General features: G+C 70.6%; 16 protein-coding genes. 9 read left to right on the top strand and 7 right to left on the bottom strand.

Annotated features, from left to right (window positions below):
* Positions 1-755: 755 nt before the first annotated feature.
* From DFJ67_RS15295 to DFJ67_RS15280, 4 genes are read right to left on the bottom strand one after another with little or no spacing between them, the layout of a single operon-like run.
* The gene (locus DFJ67_RS15295) at positions 756-2,594 is read right to left on the bottom strand and encodes an ABC transporter ATP-binding protein (RefSeq protein WP_116068500.1); all 1,839 of its coding nucleotides are present in this window, start codon (positions 2,592-2,594) and stop codon (positions 756-758) included.
* A complete protein-coding gene (locus DFJ67_RS15290; RefSeq protein WP_116068499.1) occupies positions 2,591-4,351 on the bottom strand; it encodes an ABC transporter ATP-binding protein in 1,761 nt (586 codons plus the stop codon). The genes DFJ67_RS15295 and DFJ67_RS15290 overlap by 4 nt, the downstream gene beginning before the upstream one ends.
* A 27-nt stretch (positions 4,352-4,378) precedes the next feature.
* Complete coding sequence (locus DFJ67_RS15285) at positions 4,379-4,855, bottom strand: methylated-DNA--[protein]-cysteine S-methyltransferase (protein ID WP_116076233.1); 477 nt, start codon at positions 4,853-4,855, stop codon at positions 4,379-4,381.
* A gap of 11 nt (positions 4,856-4,866) precedes the next feature.
* Positions 4,867-6,288: a DNA-3-methyladenine glycosylase 2 family protein gene (locus DFJ67_RS15280; protein ID WP_116068498.1), complete on the bottom strand. Its 1,422-nt coding sequence runs from the start codon at positions 6,286-6,288 to the stop codon at positions 4,867-4,869.
* 110 nt (positions 6,289-6,398) lie between these two features.
* Here DFJ67_RS15280 and DFJ67_RS15275 point away from each other — a divergent pair, with 110 nt between their 5' ends.
* The 5 genes from DFJ67_RS15275 to DFJ67_RS15255 are packed head-to-tail and all read left to right on the top strand — an operon-like array spanning position 6,399 to position 12,555.
* Positions 6,399-7,487, top strand: a complete 1,089-nt coding sequence (locus DFJ67_RS15275) for an MBL fold metallo-hydrolase (RefSeq protein ID WP_116068497.1) — start codon at positions 6,399-6,401, stop codon at positions 7,485-7,487.
* Positions 7,488-7,518: 31 nt separating this feature from the next.
* Complete coding sequence (gene ychF, locus DFJ67_RS15270; RefSeq protein WP_116068496.1) at positions 7,519-8,604, top strand: redox-regulated ATPase YchF; 1,086 nt, start codon at positions 7,519-7,521, stop codon at positions 8,602-8,604.
* A gap of 28 nt (positions 8,605-8,632) precedes the next feature.
* The gene (locus DFJ67_RS15265; RefSeq protein WP_116068495.1) at positions 8,633-8,893 is read left to right on the top strand and encodes a YciI family protein; all 261 of its coding nucleotides are present in this window, start codon (positions 8,633-8,635) and stop codon (positions 8,891-8,893) included.
* A 57-nt stretch (positions 8,894-8,950) separates the two neighbouring features.
* Positions 8,951-9,337 carry a toll/interleukin-1 receptor domain-containing protein gene (locus DFJ67_RS15260; protein WP_116068494.1) on the top strand — a complete coding sequence of 129 codons (387 nt, stop codon included), beginning with the start codon at positions 8,951-8,953 and terminating at the stop codon, positions 9,335-9,337.
* Positions 9,334-12,555: an NACHT domain-containing protein gene (locus DFJ67_RS15255; RefSeq protein ID WP_170215854.1), complete on the top strand. Its 3,222-nt coding sequence runs from the start codon at positions 9,334-9,336 to the stop codon at positions 12,553-12,555. The genes DFJ67_RS15260 and DFJ67_RS15255 overlap by 4 nt, the downstream gene beginning before the upstream one ends.
* On the opposite strand, the gene DFJ67_RS15250 is transcribed toward DFJ67_RS15255, so the two are convergent.
* Positions 12,543-12,911, bottom strand: a complete 369-nt coding sequence (locus tag DFJ67_RS15250; RefSeq protein ID WP_116068492.1) for a PH domain-containing protein — start codon at positions 12,909-12,911, stop codon at positions 12,543-12,545. The two genes, DFJ67_RS15255 and DFJ67_RS15250, sit on opposite strands and share 13 nt — an antisense overlap.
* 144 nt (positions 12,912-13,055) lie before the next feature.
* On the opposite strand from DFJ67_RS15250, the gene DFJ67_RS15245 reads away from it, so the two are divergent.
* A complete protein-coding gene (locus tag DFJ67_RS15245; RefSeq protein WP_116068491.1) occupies positions 13,056-15,149 on the top strand; it encodes a transglycosylase domain-containing protein in 2,094 nt (697 codons plus the stop codon).
* 4 nt (positions 15,150-15,153) lie between these two features.
* Positions 15,154-17,700: a valine--tRNA ligase gene (valS, locus tag DFJ67_RS15240; RefSeq protein WP_116068490.1), complete on the top strand. Its 2,547-nt coding sequence runs from the start codon at positions 15,154-15,156 to the stop codon at positions 17,698-17,700.
* Here the strand turns inward: valS and DFJ67_RS15235 are convergent.
* On the bottom strand, positions 17,697-18,353 hold the full coding sequence (locus DFJ67_RS15235; RefSeq protein WP_116068489.1) for an LTA synthase family protein: 657 nt from the start codon (positions 18,351-18,353) through the stop codon (positions 17,697-17,699). The two genes, valS and DFJ67_RS15235, sit on opposite strands and share 4 nt — an antisense overlap.
* Positions 18,354-18,427: 74 nt before the next feature.
* Positions 18,428-19,252 (bottom strand): hypothetical protein, encoded by an 825-nt coding sequence (locus DFJ67_RS43255; RefSeq protein ID WP_203783916.1) that lies wholly within the window; start codon positions 19,250-19,252, stop codon positions 18,428-18,430.
* Between the two features lie 53 nt (positions 19,253-19,305).
* Between DFJ67_RS43255 and DFJ67_RS15225 the strand changes: the two genes are divergently transcribed.
* Together DFJ67_RS15225 and DFJ67_RS15220 are read left to right on the top strand one after the other, a co-directional pair.
* Positions 19,306-20,439, top strand: coding sequence for a DNA recombination protein RmuC (locus DFJ67_RS15225; RefSeq protein WP_116068488.1), 1,134 nt, complete (start codon positions 19,306-19,308; stop codon positions 20,437-20,439).
* 56 nt (positions 20,440-20,495) lie between these two features.
* Entirely contained in the window at positions 20,496-20,933 is a 438-nt protein-coding gene (locus DFJ67_RS15220) for a hypothetical protein (protein WP_147315509.1), read from the top strand.

Here is a 20,933-nt window from a genome sequence, read left to right as displayed (position 1 = left end):
CAAACATTCGGACCGTCGTGATCCTTTGGATGGCGCGCCTTCGAACCACTCGCACCGATCTCGATGCCGGTCCCGCCGACGGGACCAAGGTCATCGGTCAGCACGGCGCGCGGTCGGCCGATCTCCACACCACGTTCGGCCGATACCCGCGCCTACCGGCGCCCGTTACGCACGGCGCCCGAATGCGGACGCCCTGCGGCCGGTTCGCGACCGCGGCCGTGTGGTGATGGAGGCCGGAGATCGGCAGGTCGCTTCTGGTGCGGGGTATGGCTGACCGGCGCGTGGATCTGGCAGCTAAGCGCTCTCGGTGTGTGCGTCGATCGAAGGGCCGCCCGGGCCCAACCGCTCCAGGCCCGACCGCTCCGGCGGTCGGCCGCTCCTGGTCTGGCCAGGGCGGTCGGTGATCGTTTGTAGCTGGCCGGCACGGGCAGGGCGGATTTGCGTGATCGTTTGCAGCTCATCGAGACCTGGCGCGGCGTGTCGTGTCGATCGGGCGCACATGATCACCCCGCGCGGTTGGAATCGTGCAGATCTGCTGCAGACGATCAAGGGCCTGGCTGGTGTCCGCCCCACGGCGGCGGCCTATCAGGAACGGGCCGCTGTGCCGGGCCGACAGACCAGCCCCGCCCCCACGCGACACCAGCCCCGGCATGACAGGGCCTCAGGATCGCAACCCGCCCCACACCAAAGGCAGCACCGCCGCCCGGGATAGGGCAAGAGGCAACGCCCCACGTGCAACCTCGACTCGAACAAGCTCAGAGCAGCGAGTCCTGCCACTGCGTGTGCAAAGTGGCGTAGCGACCCCCGCCCGCTATCAAGCGGGAGGGTGGCCCGTCTTCGACGACCCGGCCGTCGTCGACGACCAGAACCCGGTCGGCGATCTCCACGGTTGACAGGCGGTGAGCGATTACCAGGGCCGTGCGTTCGCGCAGGATCGTGCGCAACGCGCGCTGCACCAACCGCTCAGTCGGCACGTCGAGCGACGACGTGGCCTCATCAAGAATCAAAACCCCGGGATCCGCCAGGAACGCCCGCGCGAACGCCACCAACTGCCGCTGCCCGGCAGACAACCGACCACCACGACGGTGTACGTCGGTGTCATACCCGGAAGGCAGCGCGGCAATGAAGTCGTGCGCACCGATCGCCCGCGCCGCCGCCACCAGGTCGGCGTCGGAAGCGTCCGGCCGGCCGAACCGGAGGTTGTCACCGACCGTACCCGCGAACAGATGGTTTTCCTGGGTCACCATGACGACCGCGCGCCGCAGGTCGGGGTCGCACACCGAACGCAGGTCGACGCCGTCGAGAAGAACAGCGCCGGAGACCGGATCATAGAAACGGGCCACGAGCTTGGCCACCGTCGACTTGCCCGCGCCGGTCGCACCGACCAGCGCGACGATCTGCCCGGCCGGAATCTCGATGGAGAAGTCGGCCAGCACCGGCGGCCCGTCGCGATAGCCGAAGGTGACGTTGTCGAACACGACCGCCCGGCCGCCCGGGGCGGCGGGCAGCGGCACCGGCCGGCCCGGCTCCGGCACCGCCGGACGCTCATCCAGCACACCGGACAGCTTCTCCAGCGCCGCCGTCGCCGACTGCAACGCGTTGTAGAACTGGCTCAGTTCCTGCATCGGCTCGAAGAATCGCCGCAGGTAGAGCAGGAACGCCGCGAGGACGCCGATCGCCGTCTCGCCGTGCAGCACCTGCCAGCCACCGAACGTCAGCACGCCCGCGATGGCCAGGTTGCCGATCAACTTGATGCTCGGCGAATACACGGCGATGAGCCGGAACGCGCGCAGCGACGCCACCCGGTAGTCGTCGTTGAGCGCGTCGAAGATCTGCTGGTTGCGGGGTTCGCGGCGGAATGCGTGCACCGCCCGGATGCCGCCGAGCGACTCGACGAAGTGGACGATCACCAAGGCAACAGCCTCGCGGGTACGCCGGTAGGCGATCGCGGACGCCAGCGCGAACCAGCGCGACAGCCAGAGCAGGAACGGAAAGGTCAGCAGGGTGAGCACGGCGAGCGGCAGGTCGAGGTAGAGCAGTACGCCGGCGACCGAGACGACCGACAGGCCGGCCAGCACCAGGTCGTCGATGCCGCCGTCGACCAGCTCGCTGATCGAGTCCATGTCGCTGGTCAGCCGGGCCACCATCCGGCCCGACGTGTAGCGCTCGTGGAAGCCGATCGACAGCCGCTGGAAGTGGTCGTAGACCCGCTGCCGCAGGTCGCGCAGCACGTCTTGGCCGATCCGGGCCGACAGCCGCAGGAAGCCGCGCTTTCCGACATACTCCGCGGCCGCGGCCACGACGAATGCCAGGCCCACCTCGATCAGGATGGTCGGGTCGCCGGCCCGCAGCGGTGGGATGCCCTTGTCGATCGCGAGCATCACCAGGAACGGGCCGGCCATGCCGGCGGCGCTCTGCAGGACCAACAGGGCGACCGTGGCGGCCAGCGGGCGCCGGTGTGGGCGGACCAGGGAAGCCAGCAGGGCTCGGCTGCGCACTCGCAGGCGGGCGACGGCAGCGGCGTCGGTGCCCTCGGCGGCGGTCCGGTCGGCGTCGTGTTCGGTCGCCCGGCCGCGCCAGGAGTGCACCGTCATGCGGCGTCCGCTGCCGCCGCCTCGGAGAGCACGGCCCGGTAGGCCGGCACCGTTGCCAGCAACTCCGAGTGCGTGCCGGTCGCCGCGATCACGCCGCCGGACAGCAGCGCGACGCGGTCGGCGAGGGCGATCGTCGACGGGCGGTGCACGACGAGCAGCGCGGTGGTGTCCGCCAGCACGCCGGCCAGCGCCTTCTCGACCAGTGCCTCGGTGTGCACGTCGAGCGCCGACAGCGGGTCGTCGAGCACCAGCACCCGGGGCCGGCTCAGGATCGCGCGCGCCAGTGCCAACCGTTGCCGCTGGCCGCCGGAGAGCGACAGGCCCTGCTCGCCGACCCGGGTGTCGAGGCCCCACGGCAGGTCTTCGACGAAGTCGGCCTGGGCCAGCGCGAGCGCCTCGTGGATCTCGTCGTCGGTCGCGTCGGTGCGGCCCAGCGCCAGGTTTTCCCGCACCGACATGGAGAACAGCGTCGGTTCCTCGAACGCGACGCCGACCACCTCGCGCAGCGAGTCGAGGCGCAGGTCGCGGATGTCGCGGCCGTCGAGGGTGATCCGCCCGGCGGTCACGTCGTAGAGCCGGGGCACCAGCGAGACCAGCGTGGTCTTGCCGCAGCCGGTGGTGCCGACGACGGCGAGCGTCTCACCGGGCCGCACGGTCAGCGTGATCCCCCGCAACACCGGCACCGAGCTGCCCGGGTAGGTGAACCGGACGTTCTCGAAGCACACTTCGCCGGCCACCCGGCCGGCCCGCCGGGCGTTGCTGCGATCCATGATGGACGGTGGTGCGTCGAGCACCTCGTAGATCCGGTCGGAGGCGGTCATCGCCTCCTGCGCGTTGCCGATGATCCAGCCCAGCGACTCGATCGGCCAAATGAGCATGAGTTGCAGCGTCACGAACGCGACCAGTTCGCCGATCGTGAGCCGGCCGGCCGCCACCTCCATCGCGCCCGCGACCAGCACCGCCGCCAGGGTCAGGTTGGGGATCAGGTCGAACTGGGCCGACGTGCCGGCGAGTTGGCGGCCCTTCGCGACGGCGGTGTCCCGCAACCGGTCGGCGCCGGCGCCGAACTGGCCGCTCATGAACGACTGCCGGCCGAACGACTTGACCGTGCGCAGGCCGCGCGCCGACTCTTCGACCTGGGTGGCCAGATCGCCCTGCTCGTCTTGCATCCGGCGGGATGTGCGCAGGTAGGTGCGGGTGAACCGGCGGCTGACGATTGCCAGCGGCACCGCGCTGCCGGCCACCAGCAGGCCCAGCGGCCAGTGCAGGTGGATCAGCAGGGCGACGACCACCGCGTAGGTGGCCAGGTTGACCATCAGGAACAGCAGGCCGAAGGAGAGGAAGCGGCGGATCACCGAGAGGTCGGCGGTGACCCGGGCCAGCAGTTGGCCGCTCTGCCAGCGATCGTGGAACGCGACCGGCAGCCGTTGCAGGTGTGCGTAGATCTCCTGCCGGATCGTCGCCTCCATGCCGAGTGCCTGGCTCGACTGCGACCAGCGCCGGATGAAGATCAGCACCGCCTCGGCAATGCCGAACAGCAGCGCGAGGCCACCCAGCGCGAACAGGCCGCGCGGGTCGTCATGGGCGATCGGCCCGTCGACCACCTTGCGGATGACCAACGGGACGGCGATGCCGACCGCGGTGCCGGCGAGGGCGGCGGCGACCAGGCCGGCGAACTGGAGACGGTAGGGGCGGAGGTAGCGGCGAAGCCGCCACAGGTTGCGTACCCCTGACTGATGGTCACTTTTGGTACGCACCCCGTGACGGTAATCGCTGCAACGGTCCTACCGCATCTCGTGCCCGAGAAGCCACTTTTTCACTTCGAGGCCGTAGCGGTAGCCGCCGAGTGTGCCGTCGGTGCGCAGCACCCGGTGGCAGGGCACGAACGGGGCCGCCGCATTGCGGGCACAGGCCTGCGCGGCCGCGCGCACCGCAGAGGGGCGACCGGCCAGGGCGGCGTATTCGGTGTAGGTCACGGGCGCTCCGGGCTTGACCTCGCGGAGCACGTCCCAGGCGTGCCCGATGAAGCTTCCGCCGGACCGTTGCTCGACCGGCACCGCGTCGAGCGCCGTCAGATCACCGTCCAGATAGGACGACACCGCGTCGGTGATCGGCCCGAGGTCGGCGCGCGGCCGCGGTTGGCCACGAAGCGAAGGGTGTACGAGCGCCAGCAACTCGTCGACGTCGGCGGTGAAGCCGGCGGCGCGCACGACGCCCTCGTCGGTCGCGACGATCGTCAGCGGGCCGGTCGGGGTGGACATGGTGGTGGTGTTCACGCGTTCCTCCAGAGACGGATCAGGGCGTAGGACCGCCACGGCCGCCAGGCCGCGGCGTGCGCCTCGAGTGCTTTGGGTTCGTCCGGCAGGCCGAGGGCCTTGGCACCGCGCCGGACGGCGAGATCGGTTGGCAGGAAGACATCGGGGTCACCGGCGGCGCGCATCGCCACGTAGCCGGCCGTCCAGGCGCCGATGCCGGGCAGCGCGACCAGGCCCTGGACCAGTTCTTCGCGGTCGGCGCCGAGGTCGAGGTCGACGCTGCCGTCGACCACCGCCTGGGCCAGGCCGCGGATCGTCTCCCGGCGGGCGGCCGGCATCGGGAACGCCTCGTCGGGCAACTCCGTGACGGCCGCGGCATCCGGGAAGCCGGCGGTGCCGGCGCTCTTGGCGATGCGGCCGAGGATCGTGCGGGTGGCCGGCACCGAGATCTGCTGGCCGACGATCGCCCGCACGGCGGTCTCGAAGCCGTCGACGGCACGCGGGACGCGTACCCCCGGCTCTTTCTCGACGGTCTTCGCCAGGGCGTGGTCGGTGCCGAGCAACCCGTCGACCGCCTCCGGGTCGGCGTCGAGATCGAGCAGCCGGCGGCAGCGGGCCACCGCGGGCGCCAGGTCGCGCACGTCTTTGAGCCGCAGCGTGGCGGCCACGTGGGCACCGCCGCCATGGCCCGGCAGCGGCGTGAGCTCGACCTCGGCCGCCCCGTGGGGCAGGGTCAGCGACCGCTTGTAGGTGCCGTCGACAACCTCCTCGACGCCCGGGATCGCGCGGTCGCCGAGGAACTCGAGCAGCGCGGGCGCGTTGAGCGGTGGCCGGTAGGCGAGCCGCAGGTTGACGACACCGGCTTCGGGGGTCTTGCGGTGTTTTGCCTCGCGCAGGGTCGACGGCGGGCCGCCGTACACCTCCTTGATCGTGTCGTTGAACTGCCGCACGCTGCCGAAACCCGCCGCGAACGCGATCTCGGCGAGACCAAGATCGGTCGTCTCGACCAGGATGCGGGCGGTCTGGGCCCGCTGCGCCCGGGCCAGTGCCAGCGGGCCGGCACCGACCTCCGCGACGAGCATGCGGTGCAGGTGACGCTCGGTGTAGCCGACCCGGGACGCCAGCCCCGGCACGCCCTCCCGGTCGACGACGCCGTCGCCGATCAGCCGCATCGCCCGGCCGACCGTGTCGGCGCGCACGTCCCACTCCGGTGAGCCGGGCGCGGCGTCGGGCCGGCAGCGGCGGCAGGCCCGGAAGCCGGCCCGCTGCGCGGCGGCGGCCGAGGGGTAGAAACGGACGTTCGCCCGTTTGGGCGTGATGGCCGGGCAGGATGGCTTGCAGTAGATCCCGGTCGAGGTCACGGCCGTGTAGAACCAGCCGTCGAACCGCTGGTCACGGCTGTCGACCGCCCGGTAGCACCGCTCGAACTCCAGTTCCATGCCATTGATCCTGCCTCGCGCCGGCGCCGCTGGCTCGCGGGAATCGGACATCGCTATCAGCTGAGTAGACGCTCAGCTTTTTGTCGGTGCGTTGTTGCACACTTGTGGTCATGGCGAAGAAGTCGACTTGGGCACTGGGCATCCTGGGCACGGCCGCGGCGGCGCTGGCCTGGGCCGCGCGCGACGTGCCGCTCCAGATGGGCGCCCGTCCTGACGAGCGCCGGGTCGGCCCGTCGCCGCAGTGGCGCGACGGCAAGTTCCACAACCGGGTCCCGGCCCGCACGATCGCGGCTCCGGGCGGCGCGCTGCTGCGCTCCTTCCTGGCCGACCGCGAGCGGCGCAAGCCCCGCCTCCCGATCCCGCTGGCGCACCCCTCCGGCGCCACGTCGGAAGGCCTACACATCACGTGGTACGGGCACTCGTCGGCGCTGGTCGAGATCGACGGCGACCGGGTGCTGTTCGACCCGGTCTGGAGCGACCGCTGCTCGCCGTCGCACCTGGTCGGCCCCCGCCGCCTGCACGAGCCCCCGGTCCCGCTCGACGAGCTGCCCCGGCTCGACGCGATCGTGATCTCGCACGACCACTACGACCACCTCGACCTGCCGACGATCCGCACACTGGCGCTGAGCTCGACGGCCCCGTTCGTGGTGCCGCTGGGCGTGGGCGCCCACTTCGCCCGCTGGGGCATCCCGGCCGAGCGGGTGATCGAGCTCGACTGGGACGAGTCGATCACGGTGGCCGGCCTGACCCTGACCGCGACCGAGGCCCGCCACTTCTCCGGTCGCGGCCTGACCCGAGACGAGACCCTGTGGGCGTCGTGGGTGGTCGCCGGCCACGACCGCAAGGTCTTCTACACGGGCGATTCAGGCTATTTCGACGGTTATGCCGAGATCGGCGCCGCTCACGGCCCGTTCGACGTGACCCTGATGCAGATCGGGGCTTATGGCGAGGGCTGGCCCGACATCCACATGACCCCGGAAGACGCGGTCCGGGCACACCAGGCGGTCCGGGGTGGGCTGATGATCCCGCTGCACTGGGGCACGTTCGTACTGGCCTTCCACGACTGGGCCGAGCCCGCCGACCGCCTCTGGTCCGAGGCCAAGGCCGAGGGGGTCACCCTCGCCGTCCCGCGCCCGGGCGAGCGGGTCGACGTCGACGCCCCGCCAGCCATCGACGGCTGGTGGCAGGCGATCGCCTGATCTTCGAAGGGCCTGCGTAAGCTGGTCTGTTGTGAGTCTGACCATCGGGATCGTCGGCCTGCCCAACGTCGGCAAGAGCACCCTGTTCAATGCGTTGACCAAAAACGACGTGCTGGCGGCGAACTACCCCTTCGCGACCATCGAGCCCAACGTCGGCGTCGTCGGCCTGCCCGACGCCCGGCTCGGCAAGCTGGCCGCGCTCTACGACTCGCAGAAGATCGTGCCGGCCCCGGTCTCCTTCGTCGACATCGCCGGCCTGGTCCGGGGCGCGTCGAAGGGCCAGGGCCGCGGCAACGCGTTCCTGGCCAACATCCGCGACGCGTCGGCGATCTGCCAGGTGGTGCGGGCGTTCTCGGACCCCAACGTGGTCCACGTCGACGGCAAGGTCTCCCCCGCCGACGACATCGAGACGATCAACACCGAGCTGATCCTGGCCGACCTCCAGACGATCGAGAAGGCCCTCCCCCGGCTGGAGAAGGAAGCCAGGCTCCGCAAGGAGCGGGCGGCCATGGCGGCCGCGGCCAAGGCTGCTGGCGAGCTGCTCGACACGGGCGTCACCCTCTACGCGGGTGCTGCGGGTGCCGGCATCGACGTGGCTGAGCTGCGCGAACTGCACCTGCTGACCGCGAAGCCGTTCCTCTACGTCTTCAACGTCGACGAGGAAGAGCTCAACAACGCCGCGTTCCTCGACGAGCTGCGCGCCCTGGTGGCACCGGCCGAGGCGGTCTTCATGGACGCCAAGGTCGAGTCGGAGCTGATCGACCTGCCCGAAGACGAGGCACGCGAGCTGCTGGAGTCGATCGGCCAGCCGGAGCCGGGCCTCAACCAGCTCATCCGGGTCGGTTTCCGCACGCTGGGCCTACAGACCTACCTGACGGCGGGCCCAAAGGAGTCGCGCGGCTGGACGATCCCCATCGGCGCCACCGCACCCGAGGCCGCCGGCGTGATCCACTCCGACTTCCAGCGCGGCTTCATCAAGGCCGAAATCGTGTCCTACGACGACCTCATGGCGGCCGGCACGATGGCGGCGGCCAAGGCGGCCGGCAAGGTCCGAATCGAAGGCAAGGACTACATCATGCAGGACGGCGACGTGGTGGACTTCCGCTTCAACGTGTAGGCAAGGCGACCGGGCCTAGGATGGCCTGATGTTCTTGCTCGAACTGTCTTTTGACGGCAACCCGGAGCGGCTCAAGCATCGGCCCGCGCACCGGGAGGTGTTGGCCGGGCTCAAGGAACGGGGTCTGGTCGCGCTGGCCGGGCCCTATGCCGACGAGTCCGGTGCGCTGCTGATCTTCGATGTGGCGACCGAGGCCGAGTTCGAAGAGCTTGTCGCCGCGGATCCCTACTACCGCGCGCCCGGTGTCTCGATCGCCGCCAAGCGGGAGTGGAATCCGGTCATCCGCTGACCCTGTCCGGGTGATCGGCGGTACCGCTCACGGTACCGACATCGCTACCATGCGCCGATGGCCGTCGTGTTCGTCAGCCATCGCATGGCCGACGCCTCCCCCGCAGAAAAGCTCGCCGACGAGATCCGCGCCGCTGGGCACGACGTCCATCTCGACGTGACCGACCTCCAGGTCGGCGACTCCATCGTGGAGTGGATGAACCAGGGTCTGACGACCGCCGGCTACGTGGTGCTCTGCTACTCGGTGCACGGCGTGGAGTCGCCGTGGATCGTGCGGGAGTGGGCGTCGACGCTGGCCCGCCAGATCCAGGGCGCCGGGGTGAAACTCCTGCCCGTCGTCCTGACCGGCGGAGACGCGCCCGCCCTGCTCGCCGACCTCAAGACCGCCGACCTGACCACCGACTGGGCCGGCGGCGTGGCCCAACTCCTGCGGGCGATCCGGTGAGCGTCACCGTCCTGATCGCCCACGCCAACGGCGAGGAAGACCGGGCCAAAGAGCTGGCCGCGCCGATCCAGGCCGCCGGCTACGACGTGCACTACGGCGCGACGGTGCTGGTCGGCGAGTCGGTGGTGGAGGAGACCCAGAAGGTGCTCAACGCGGGCGGCCCGGTCGTCCTGTGCGGCACCATCCGGGCGGTCGGCACACCCTGGGCACGCCGGGTGGTCAACGCGGCCCGGCAGGCCAACCGCCAGAACCGGGTGTTCGTCGTCCAGATGGAGGAAGACGCCGACACCGAGTCGGTCGCCTTCGACGGCAAGGTCGCCGCCTGGTGGCACAACCAGGCGAAAGCCGCCGACGATCTGGTGACCGCCCTGGTCCGCTACTTCCCGTTGGACCGGACGATCGCCGAGTCGAGCGCCGCGACCACGGCGGAGGCGCGATACCGGCAGCTGGCGCTGGAGTCCTGCGACCTCGTCGACCTGGTCAACCTGCCGGAAGGGGACCGGCACATCGCCCTGCGCCAGCTCGAGCTGCGCCGCCTCTACGTTGCCCTGCGGGTTCGGCCGACCTCCGTGCGAGGCGAGCGGCTGGGTGGGGCGCAACCCGATGCGGGAACGCAGGACCGGGTGCCGCTCGGCGAGCGCCTTGCCGCCGACCGTCGGCTGGTCGTCCTCGGCGATCCCGGCTCCGGCAAGAGCACGCTGCTGCGCTGGATCACCACCGCCTACCTGTTGCGGCTCGCCGACGACCCCGACTGGCGTGACCTGCCCGATGTCGGCACGCTGCCGGAGGAGGACCTTCTTCCGGTGCTGATCCGCTGCCGAGACCTGCGCAGCGACCACATCGGTGGCGCGTTCGACGATGTCCTCAATTTCACGCTGCGCCAGCAGGAGATGAACGACCAGGAATGCGCCGCGCTGCGCGAACTGCTCCGCGGCAGGCTCACCGATGGGACCGCCCTGCTGCTCCTGGACGGCCTCGACGAGATCGCGGATCCAATGCTGCGGGCCAAGTTCAGCCAACAGATCGAGCGGATCGCCACGGCATATCCCAAGGCCCCGATCGTCACGACGTGCCGGGTGGTCGGCTATCGCGAGATGGGCTACCGGATCGGCCGGGGTTTCACGCACGTGGTGGTCGATCCTCTCGAAGCCGGTGAGAAAGACGAGTTCGCCAGCCGGTGGTGTGCGCTCGCCGAGCCGCCCGAGCGCCGGGAGAGTGCGACCGCAGAGCTGATCTCCGATGTGCACAGCACGCCGCAGATCGAGGCGTTGACCGGCAATCCGATGCTGCTCACCACGATGGCGCTGGTCAAGCGCAAGGTGGGCAAGCTGCCCAGCCGCCGGGCCGACCTCTACTGGGAGGCCGTGCAGGTGCTGCTCAACTGGCGCCGGGAGATCGACCTGCCGCTCGACTCGCGCGAGGCGATGCCGCAGCTCGAATACCTCGCCTACACGATGTGCGACCGCGGCGTCCAACGCCTCCGCGAAGACGAGGTGCTCGACGTCCTCGCCGCGATGCGTGCCGAGTTCCCGCAGGTCTACGCCGCACAGAGCCGCACGCCGTCGGCGTTCCTCGCGCTGGTTGAGGACCGCACCGGCCTGCTGGCACAGGCGGGCGAGATCAGACACAACGGCAGACCCGTCCCCGTGTACGAGTTCCGCCACCTGACGTTCCAGGAATACCTGGCCGCCCGGGCCCTCGTGGAGGGGCATCATCCCGGCCACGATCCGAAGGGCACGCTGGCCGACGCCGTGCTGCCGCTGGTGATCCGCACCGCGTCGGCACCGGACTCGAAGGGGTCCCAAAGCTGGTTGGAGACAGTCCGGCTCTGCGTTGCCAGCTGCAACGACGCCGACGCTGAGGAGATCCTTCAGGGACTGGTGGCGGACCGCTTCTCCGACGAGGAGTTCGCACCGCATTTGAACCTGCTCGCCACGGATTGCCTGACCGATGAGCCCAACGTCAGCGCGACGCTCGTGCGGACAGTTGTCGACACCGCACTCCAACGGTCCAGGCCGGAGCTGGCCAAGCTGGTGCGCACCCGGTGGCGCAGTGAGGTCGTGCAACGGGTCGTGGCGGCCTGCACCGGCGACTGGGAACGCGACGTCGCGCTCATCCAGGACCTGTTCCTGGACGATTATCTGGAAGGCAGGCGACCCCAGACGCTCGACGCGGAGGAGGTCCGGGAAACGCTTCGCTCCCCCGACCACACCGTCCGGCTTCAGGCGGCACACACGGTCGTGCTGGTCGTCGCGAACCACCGCGGTGCACTGCCCGCGAAGCTGATCACCGGGCTCACCGCCGAGCTCGTTCCGCTCCTCGACGAGCCGCGCCCGATGGCCATGACGGCGGCGTGGGCACTCGGCTGGGTCTACGCGCCGGAAAGGGCGCCCGACGCGACTCTGCCCGCCGACCTGATCCAACGCTGCGCGAGCCTTTTGCGCGACGAGCAGACCGATCCGGCATTCGCCCGGTTTCTCCTGTGGCTCGTTCCCGCGGCGAGATCCGGTGATCAGACCGGCGAGCTGGCGAACCTTCAGGAAGCGGCCCTGCTCTGGTTCACCAGAGCGGCGCCCGCGCATGTCGCCGATGCCCTGACCATCCGCTACCCGATGTCGCACCCGATGCGGGCGCGGCTCGTCGCGCTGTTCGCGGAATCCCCCTCCGCCAGGATCCGTAAGCCGACCGTGCTCATGGTGCGGATCGACGATCCGGCCGAGTTGGGTCCGCTGCTCGCACGGCTTGCCAAGGAAGACGACAAAGGCGTGCTCGAATCGGGGCTTGAGCGGGTCGCGTACGTGCGTTGGTCCGACCATCGTTATGCCGACTTGCGCGACTCGGCTTCCCGGTTCGTGACCGGCTTCGATCCGGCGAGTGACGAACAGGCGATCTGGGTCGATCTCGTGCAGACCGGCCTGGGCACCCCCGGCGCACGCCAGCGGATCGTCGAGCGGCTTCAGGGTGGCGACCGCGCGCGCCGCATCCGAACCCTCAAGACGGTCGCGGCCTGCTGCCTCGACCTGCGTAGCCAGGATTCGCTGCTGCCGCTGCCTCCGCCCTTCGACCTCACCGACCACGACCCGATAGACATGATCCCCGCCGACGGGCTGCGGGCGTATGCGCGCGAAGTCGGCCTGCCGCCTGATGACGTGCTGCGCCGCTATGAGGTGTTCGCTCGGGAGTGGGGCCTTTGGTTGGACTGGGTTCAGGAGATGTAGTGCAGCACCACGTTGTGGACGTGGTGGGCCTTGTCCGAGCCGCGGAACGCGACCTCGTAGGTGTGCGCGCCCACGTGGATGGCGATCGAGCCCGTCGAGAAGAACGAGCCACCCCAGGACTTGTCGCTCACCACGCTCACGCTGGTGATCTTGCCGTAGGGGATGCTCGTGATGGCTACCCGCTTGCCCACGAACGACTTGTCCTGCACGATCACCCGGCGGTTGGTCAGGCCGATGAAGCCGGTGCCGGTGCCGATCGCGTCGTACACCGCGATGATCTCCTCGCCCTGGAGCAGGCCGCTCTCGATCTGCCGCAACTGCTCTTTCTTGTCGTATTTGGCGTTCGTGGTCGTCATATGACCGACGCTAGACACCCCGGTCAAGCAGGCAGCTTGGAACGGGCTGGGCGGTTCCTGGCAGAGCGGTGTGAGTTGGGCCCGGAAGCTGGGCATCCGTGCGCAAAGTGCGGAACCTGAGGAGGAACACTCGGGGAGGCACAGATGGCGAAGTGGGCGCGACTGGCGATCGGCGTCGGGGTGATGGGCCTGCTCCTCGCCGCCGCCGCGTTGCCGAGTGGGCTGCTTGCCGGGTTTGTCGCGACCCGGGTCGCCATAGCGACCACCGATCTGCCCGTGGCGCTCGCGCAGCCCAGCGTTCCGCAGGCATCCCGGCTCTACGCCGCCGACGGCAAGACGCTGATCACCACGTTCGCCGACCTCAACCGGACCAACGTGGCGCTGGACGCCGTCGCGCCGGTGATGCGGCAGGCGATGGTCGCGGCCGAGGACACCCGGTTCTACCAGCACGGCGCCGTTGATGTGCGGAGTGTGTTGCGGGCCGTGGTCGCCAACGGGAGCAGTGGGCAGACCGAGCAGGGCGCTTCCACCCTGACCATGCAATATGTCCGGAACGTGCTCAAGACGGATCCGCGGGCCACCAAGGAAGAACAGCAGGCCGCGACCGCCGACGACTTCGGGCGCAAGATCGAGGAGATGCGGTACGCCGTCGCCGTCGAGCACGCGATCAGCAAGGACGAGATCCTCTCCCGCTATCTCAACATCGTCTATTTCGGCGCCGGTGCCTACGGGATCTCGGCGGCCGCGCAGACCTACTTCTCCACAACGCCGGACAAGCTGACCCTCCCCCAGGCCGCCCTGATCGCCGGGCTGGTGCAGTCGCCCGACCAGTACGACCCGATCCACGGCGACAAGGCCGCCGCGCAGAGCCGGCGCGACTACGTGCTCGACTCCCTCGCCAAGGCCGGCGACATCTCCGCCGCCGACGCCACCAAGGCCAAGTCGCAGCCGTTGGGCCTCAAGCCCAGCAGCGTGCCCAATGGGTGCACGGCGGCCACTCCGGCCGACAGCCGGTTCTTCTGCGATTACTTCGTCTCCTGGTGGCAGCAGCAGAAGGCGTTCGGCGAGAACGCGCAGCAGCGGCTGGCCGCCCTCCGCGACGGCGGCTACCGGATCGTGCTGTCGATGGACCCGAAGGTGCAGTCGACCGCGACCGACGCCGCGACCAACGTCTACGGCTACGGCTCGTCGAAGGCGCTGCCGATCGCGGCCGTGCAGCCGGGCACCGGCCGGGTGCTGGCGCTCGCCGTCAACCGCCACTACAGCCTCGCCAAGAACCCCGGCGGCAGGGACTATCCGAACACCGTCGACCAACTGGTCGCCGGCGGTGACTCGGTGACCGGCTATCAGGCCGGCTCGACGTTCAAGCTCTTCACCATGCTCGCCGCGCTGGAAGCGGGCTACACCCTCGACACCGGCTTCAACGCGCCCGCCCAGCTGCCGACCCAGTGGGCAGACAGCGGCCCGGCGAGTTGCGGCGGCGCCTATTGCCCGGTCAACGACAATCCATCGTGGATGGACGGCTACCGCACAATGTGGACCGGCTTCGGCCGTTCCGTCAACACCTACTTCGTCTGGCTCGAGGAGCACGTCGGCGCGGCCAAGGCGGTCGAGATGGCGCAGCGGCTCGGCATCACGTTCCGCGCCAAGGCCGACGCCGAGCGGGCGAAGACCGACGCCGACGACTGGGGCTCGTTCACCCTCGGCGTCGCCGACACCACGCCGCTCGACCTGGCCAACGCCTACGCCACCATCGCCGCCGACGGCACCTACTGCACGCCGTTGCCGGTCAAGGGAATCACCGACGCGAGCGGCACCGCGGTGGCGGCGGCCGACCCGAACTGCCATCGGGTGGTGGATCCCGACATCGCGCGGGCCGCGGTCGACGCCGCGCGCTGCCCGGTCGGCCAGTCCGGCGCGTACGGCCAGTGCGACGGCGGCACCGCCGCGCAGGTGTCCACAATGCTCGATGGGCGACCGGTGGCCGGCAAGACCGGCAGCTCCGAGGGGAACGCGACCGAGTCGTTCGTGGGCTTCACGCCGCAGGCCGCGGTCGCCGGGATCGCCGCCAACCCGGCCCACCCCGCCGACGGGGTCGGCGCGGCCGTGCAGGTGCAGGTCATCTCCGCGGTGACCGACGTGCTGAAACGCGCGCTGGTGGGCCAGCCGGAGAAGGGTTTCACCGCGCCGAGCCAGAGCCTGGCTTTCGGAAATCGCTGGAACCCGGCGGTACCCTGACCGCATGACGGATACGGCGGGCAGGCGCGCCGGGATCCCGGAGAAGCCGTCTTTCGACGGCCTCGAAGAGACCTGGTCGCGCCGGTGGCAGGAGACGGGAACCTTCGCGTTCGACCGGTCCAAGGCCCGCGGTGACGTATTCTCCGTCGACACGCCGCCACCCACGGTCAGCGGCGAGTTGCACATGGGCCACGTCTTCTCCTACACCCACACCGACACCGTGGCCCGATTCCAGCGCATGCGCGGCAAGATGGTGTTCTACCCGATGGGGTGGGACGACAACGGCCTGCCCACCGAGCGCCGGGTGCAAAACGTCTACGGCGTGCGCGGCGACGCCGCGTTGCCCTACGACCCGGCGTGGACCCCACCGCCGGCACCGGTCGACGACGCCGCGCGGAAGAACCCGACGGCCATCTCCCGGCGCAACTTCATCGAGCTGTGCGAGCGGCTGACGGTCGAAGACGAGAAGGCGTTCGAGGCGCTGTGGCGCCGGCTCGGGCTCTCCGTCGACTGGTCGCTGACCTACACGACGATCGGCCGCCACGCGCGCACCACGTCGCAGCGGGCGTTCCTACGCAACCTGACCCGCGGCGAGGCCTACAGCGCCGAGGCACCGACGCTCTGGGACGTGGGCTTCGGCACCGCCGTGGCCCAGGCCGAGCTCGAAGACCGCGAGCGGCCGGGTGCCTACCACCGGCTGCGCTTCCACGGCCCCGGCGACGAGCCGGTCTACATCGAGACCACCCGGCCCGAGCTGCTGCCGGCCTGCGTGGCGCTGGTCGCCCACCCCGATGACGAGCGCTACGCGCATTTGTTCGGGCGCACCGTGCGTACCCCCGTGTTCGGGGTCGACGTCCCGGTGCACGCGCATCCGCTGGCCGAAAAAGACAAGGGCAGCGGCATCGCCATGGTGTGCACGTTCGGCGATCTCGCCGACGTCACCTGGTGGCGCGAGCTGCGCCTCGACACCCGCGTGGTGATCGGCCGCGACGGGCGGCTGCTGGCCGAGCCGCCGCAGGGCGTCGACCCGACGACCTACGCGCCGCTCGCCGGCCGCACCGTCAACCAGGCCCGCCGGGAGATCGTCGGCCTGCTCTCCGAGTCGCTCGACCTGATCGGCGAGCCGCGCCCGGTGACCCACCCGGTGAAGTTCTACGAGCGCGGCGACTCACCGTTGGAGATCGTGTCGACCCGGCAGTGGTATCTGCGCAACGGCGGCCGCGACGCCGACCTGCGGGCGACGCTGCTCGACCGGGGCCGGCAACTGCACTGGGTGCCGCCACACATGCGGCACCGCTACGAGCACTGGGTGGGCGGCCTCACCGGCGACTGGCTGGTCAGCCGCCAGCGCTTCTTCGGCGTGCCGATCCCGGTCTGGTACCCGCTCGACGCCGACGGCCGGCCCGACCACGACCACCCGCTGGTGCCGACCGAAGACCGGCTGCCGGTCGACCCGTCGTCCGACGTGCCGGCCGGCTACACCGAGGAGCAGCGCGGCGTGCCCGGCGGGTTCGCCGGCGACCCCGACGTGCTCGACACCTGGGCGACCTCGTCGCTGACACCGCAGATCGTCGGCGGCTGGGAGACCGACCCCGACCTGTTCGCCCGGGTGTTCCCGATGGATCTGCGGCCGCAGGGTCAGGAGATCATCCGCACCTGGCTGTTCGCCTCGGTGGTCCGCGCCCACTTCGAGCACGGCACCCTGCCCTGGCGCGACGCGGTGTTGTCCGGCTGGATCCTCGACCCCGACCGCAAGAAGATGTCGAAGTCCAAGGGCAACGTCGTCACGCCGATGCAACTGCTCGTCGACAGCGGCTCCGACGCGGTGCGCTACTGGGCCGCGAGCGGCCGGCCCGGCACCGACCTGGCCTTCGACCCGGCGCAGATCCGGATCGGCCGGCGGCTGGCCACGAAGCTGCTCAACGCGTCGAGGTTCGCCCTCGGCCTCGGGGTGACCTCCGCCGACAAGACCGTCACCGAGCCGCTCGACCAGGCGATGCTGGCCGGCCTGCGCGAGGTGGTCGCCACCGCGACCACGGCCTTCGACGCCTACGACCACACCACCGCGCTCCAGAGCGCCGAGGCGTTCTTCTGGCGCTTCTGCGACGACTACATCGAGCTGGTCAAGGAACGCGCCTACGGAAAGACGGCGGCGTCCGCCTCGGCCCGGGCGGCGCTGGCCGTCGCACTCTCCGTCCAACTGCGACTGTTCGCGCCGTTCCTGCCCTTCGTCACCGAAGAGGTCTGGTCGTGGTGGCGCTACGGCTCGGTGCACCGGGCGCCGTGGCCGACCGTCCACGAGATCGCCGGCGACGCCACACCCGAGCTGCTCAAGCTGGCCGGCGAGGCGCTGTCACAGGTGCGCCGGGCCAAGTCGGAGCGCAAGGTCTCGATGCGCACCGAGGTCCCGCTGGCCGAGGTGCTCGGGCCGGCCGCGATGCTCGAAACGCTGTCGCTGGCCGCCGACGACCTCCGCGCCGCCGGCCGCATCGGCAAGCTCGACCTGCTCCCCGACCGCACCACGGAGCTGGTCGTCGCCAGCGCCTTCTAAAACCACCAGCCGCGCAGGAAGCGCACGCCGAGCAGGATGGTGATGATGCCGGGGCCGGCCGCCAGCGCGGCGGCCGAGACCCGGTAGACCATGCGGTGCCGCACGAGCTCGGCGCCGTTGCCGACGACGACCACGCCGGCGGCCACCATGAACCACGCCCACCAGCGCGGCTCCGGCTCGAACCAGTGGAACCGGAAGCCGAGGAAGCCCAGCCCGAGCACGACAGCGATGGTGGCGAGCATCGCGAGCGTGCGGTGGAACGACCGGGCCAGCGGGTCGTCGGCCCGCCAGTAGTAGCTGCCGGCGATCGCGGCCGCTGGCAGCGAGATGAGCAGCGGCCAGAAGCGGGGCACGTCGCCGAACATCAGCATCACGCCGACGGCGAAGGCGATCAAACCGAGATTGCCGAGGGCGTACGCCAGGATGCCGCCACCGCGGCGGAGGTAGACGAAGCCGGCCGCGGAGATCAGCGACGTCGGGATGACCACGAACAGTGACCACCAGCGGAAGTCGTGCGCGGCCTGCGCGACGCCGCTCACCAGCGCGCAGGCGAGCAACGCGAAGCCGCCGCCGGCGAGCCAGGGTGCGGCTCGACCGCCGGCCGGCCGCGGTGCGGGTGTCTGGGTCGAGGTCTGCGGATAGGTCGTCGTCACGTCACCTACTGTGCCCAACGCCAGACCCCCGGCACCATCCCGCTAGCCCTACTCGCGGTGGTCGGGCGGGCCGGTCAGAAGTCGCCACCGCCGAAGTCGCCGCCACCGAAGTCGCCGCCACCGCCGCCCCAGTCACCGCCACCGCCGTAGTCGCCGCCACCGCCGTAGTCGCCGCCGCCATCGCCGCCACCACCGTCGCCGCCGCCGTCACCACCGCCGTCACCACCGCCGTCGCCGTAGTCGTTGCCGTCCTGGAAGCCCTCCTGATAGCCGGAGTCGTAGCCGTAGCCAGGGTCGGCGAACGCGGGCGAGAACAGCGCGTCGGCGATCAGCAGGCCGCCGATCGCACCGGCGGCACCGCCGAGTGCCGGCTTCCACCAGGGCTGGGAATACCAGCCGGACGGAACCGGCCGCCCCTGGTAGCGCCCGCCCGGGTAGTAGTAGGGCGTGCCGGAGGTCGGCTGCGGGCCCGCCGTGAACGGCCGGCCCTGCACGTCGACCGTGCGCTCCTTGGTGAGCGTGCCGGCACCCCGCGCCGACGCCAACTGCGGCAACTCCGGGCCAGGGTCGATGCCCATCGCGGTGCGGGCCGCCCGGATGTAGGTCAGGCCCTCCAGCGCGGTCTCCCGGGCGAGTTCGAACTGCCGGGTGGAGCGCGCCTGCTCGAGCTGGCTGCCCGCGGCCGTGTAGCGCTCGCCGGCGTCGGCCAGCGCCTGCCGGACGGCCGTGTCCTCACCATGCAGGTTCATCACCTGCCCGCCGAGCCGCTCATACCAGCGCTGTGCCTCCGCGCGAGCGTCGGCCAGTTCTCGCTCGCGGCGGCCGGCCACCCCCCGCTGGTAGTAGAGCACCAGCGCGATGACGATCACCAGAAGCGCGATCAACCACAACCAGGTCATGACACGACGGTACCTAGCCTTGTCATGTCGTACCCGTTTGGCAGTCTTACCGAATGGACCTTTCGACGGTGGCCGTAGTGGTCCTCTGCCTTGCCCTGGGTGCGGTGGCCGGGTGGTTTGCGGCGGTTTCGCGGTCTGCGGCCCGAGTTGCCCGGCTCGAGGCCACCATCGACTCGACCCGCGAAGGCGAGGGGCGCCTGGAGCAGTCGATGCGGGCGTTGTCCTTCGAAGCCACCGTGCAGTCGCAGGAGGCGGTGGCGCGGGCGGTCGCGCCGCTGCACGAGACGCTGCGCCGCTATGAGCTGCGGGTGGCCGAGCTCGAGCGCGACCGGGTCGACGCCTACGCCGAGCTGCGCGAGCAGGTGCGCACGATGTCGACCGTCTCCGGCGAGCTGCGCACCGAGACCAAGCAGCTCGTCGCCGCGCTGCGGGCGCCGCAGGTGCGTGGCCGCTGGGGTGAGCTCCAGCTCCGCCGGATCGTCGAGGCCGCCGGCATGCTCGAGCACTGCGACTTCTCCGAGCAGGTGACGGCCTCCACCGACCACCAGGGCGTCCGCCCCGACCTGGTGGTGCGCCTGCACGGCGGGCGCACCGTGGTGGTCGACGCCAAGGCACCGTTCGAGGGCTACCTGACCGCGATGGAGGCGCGCGACGAGCGCACCCGCGACCAGCACCTCGACGCGCACGCCCGGCAGCTGCGGGCACACGTCGACGGGCTGGCCGCCAAGGCCTACTGGTCGGCGTTCGCCCAGTCGCCCGAGTTCGTGGTGCTGTTCGTGCCCGCCGACACGTTCCTCGACGTCGCGTTGCAGCGCGACCCGACGCTGCTCGAGCACGCGTTCAGCCGCAACATCGTGCTGGCCACCCCGGCGACCCTCGTCGCGCTGCTGCGCACGGTCGCCTACTCGTGGCGGCAGGAGGCGTTGGCCCGCAACGCGGTCGCGGTGCACGAGTTGGCCCGCGAGCTCTACGGCCGGCTCGCCACGCTCGGCGACCACGTCGGCAAGCTGGGTTCATCGCTCGGCTCGGCGGTGACCTCCTACAACCGCGCGGTCGGCTCGCTCGAGGCCCGCGTCCTGGTCAGCGCGCGCAAGCTGGCAGAGCTGGGCGTGTCCGGCGACGACCTGGTGGTGCCGCAACAGGTGGAGAGCACGCCGCGCCAACTCCAGGCGCCCGAACTCATCTGATCGGGAACCGCGCCGGCCCTGGCGTGCGTCCGATCCCAATGACACACTTCGACGTCATGCGCAGGGTTTCGGTGCCGCTCGCGATTGTCCTGACAGCGGCACTCGCCGGATGCTCGGCGACCCGGGAAGGCGGCGATCCGCTGCCGGCACCGTCGGTGTCGACCGCGACGGTTCCCGCTGTGCCGAGCCCGACGCTGACGTTTCCGCCGGACCCGACCGTGCAGCCGACGCCGCCCCCGGGCCGCGACCCGTCGCCGCGGCCGACCAAACCGTCGGGCGCCAACACCCCGAAGGTCGTCAGCGTCACTGGCACCGTCACCGAGGGCGTCGAGCCCGGCTGCCTGTTGCTCGACAACTATCTACTGATCAATGCGCCAACCAGCCTGGTCTACGCGGGCGTCAAGGTGCGATTGACGCTGGAGGTCCGCTCCGACCTGGTCAGCACCTGCCAGCAGGGCACTCCCGCCATGATCACGTCGGCCCAACGTCTTTGA

Source organism: Asanoa ferruginea, assembly GCF_003387075.1.
Lineage (GTDB): Bacteria > Actinomycetota > Actinomycetes > Mycobacteriales > Micromonosporaceae > Asanoa > Asanoa ferruginea.
This window is presented reverse-complemented; position numbering and strand designations above follow the sequence as displayed.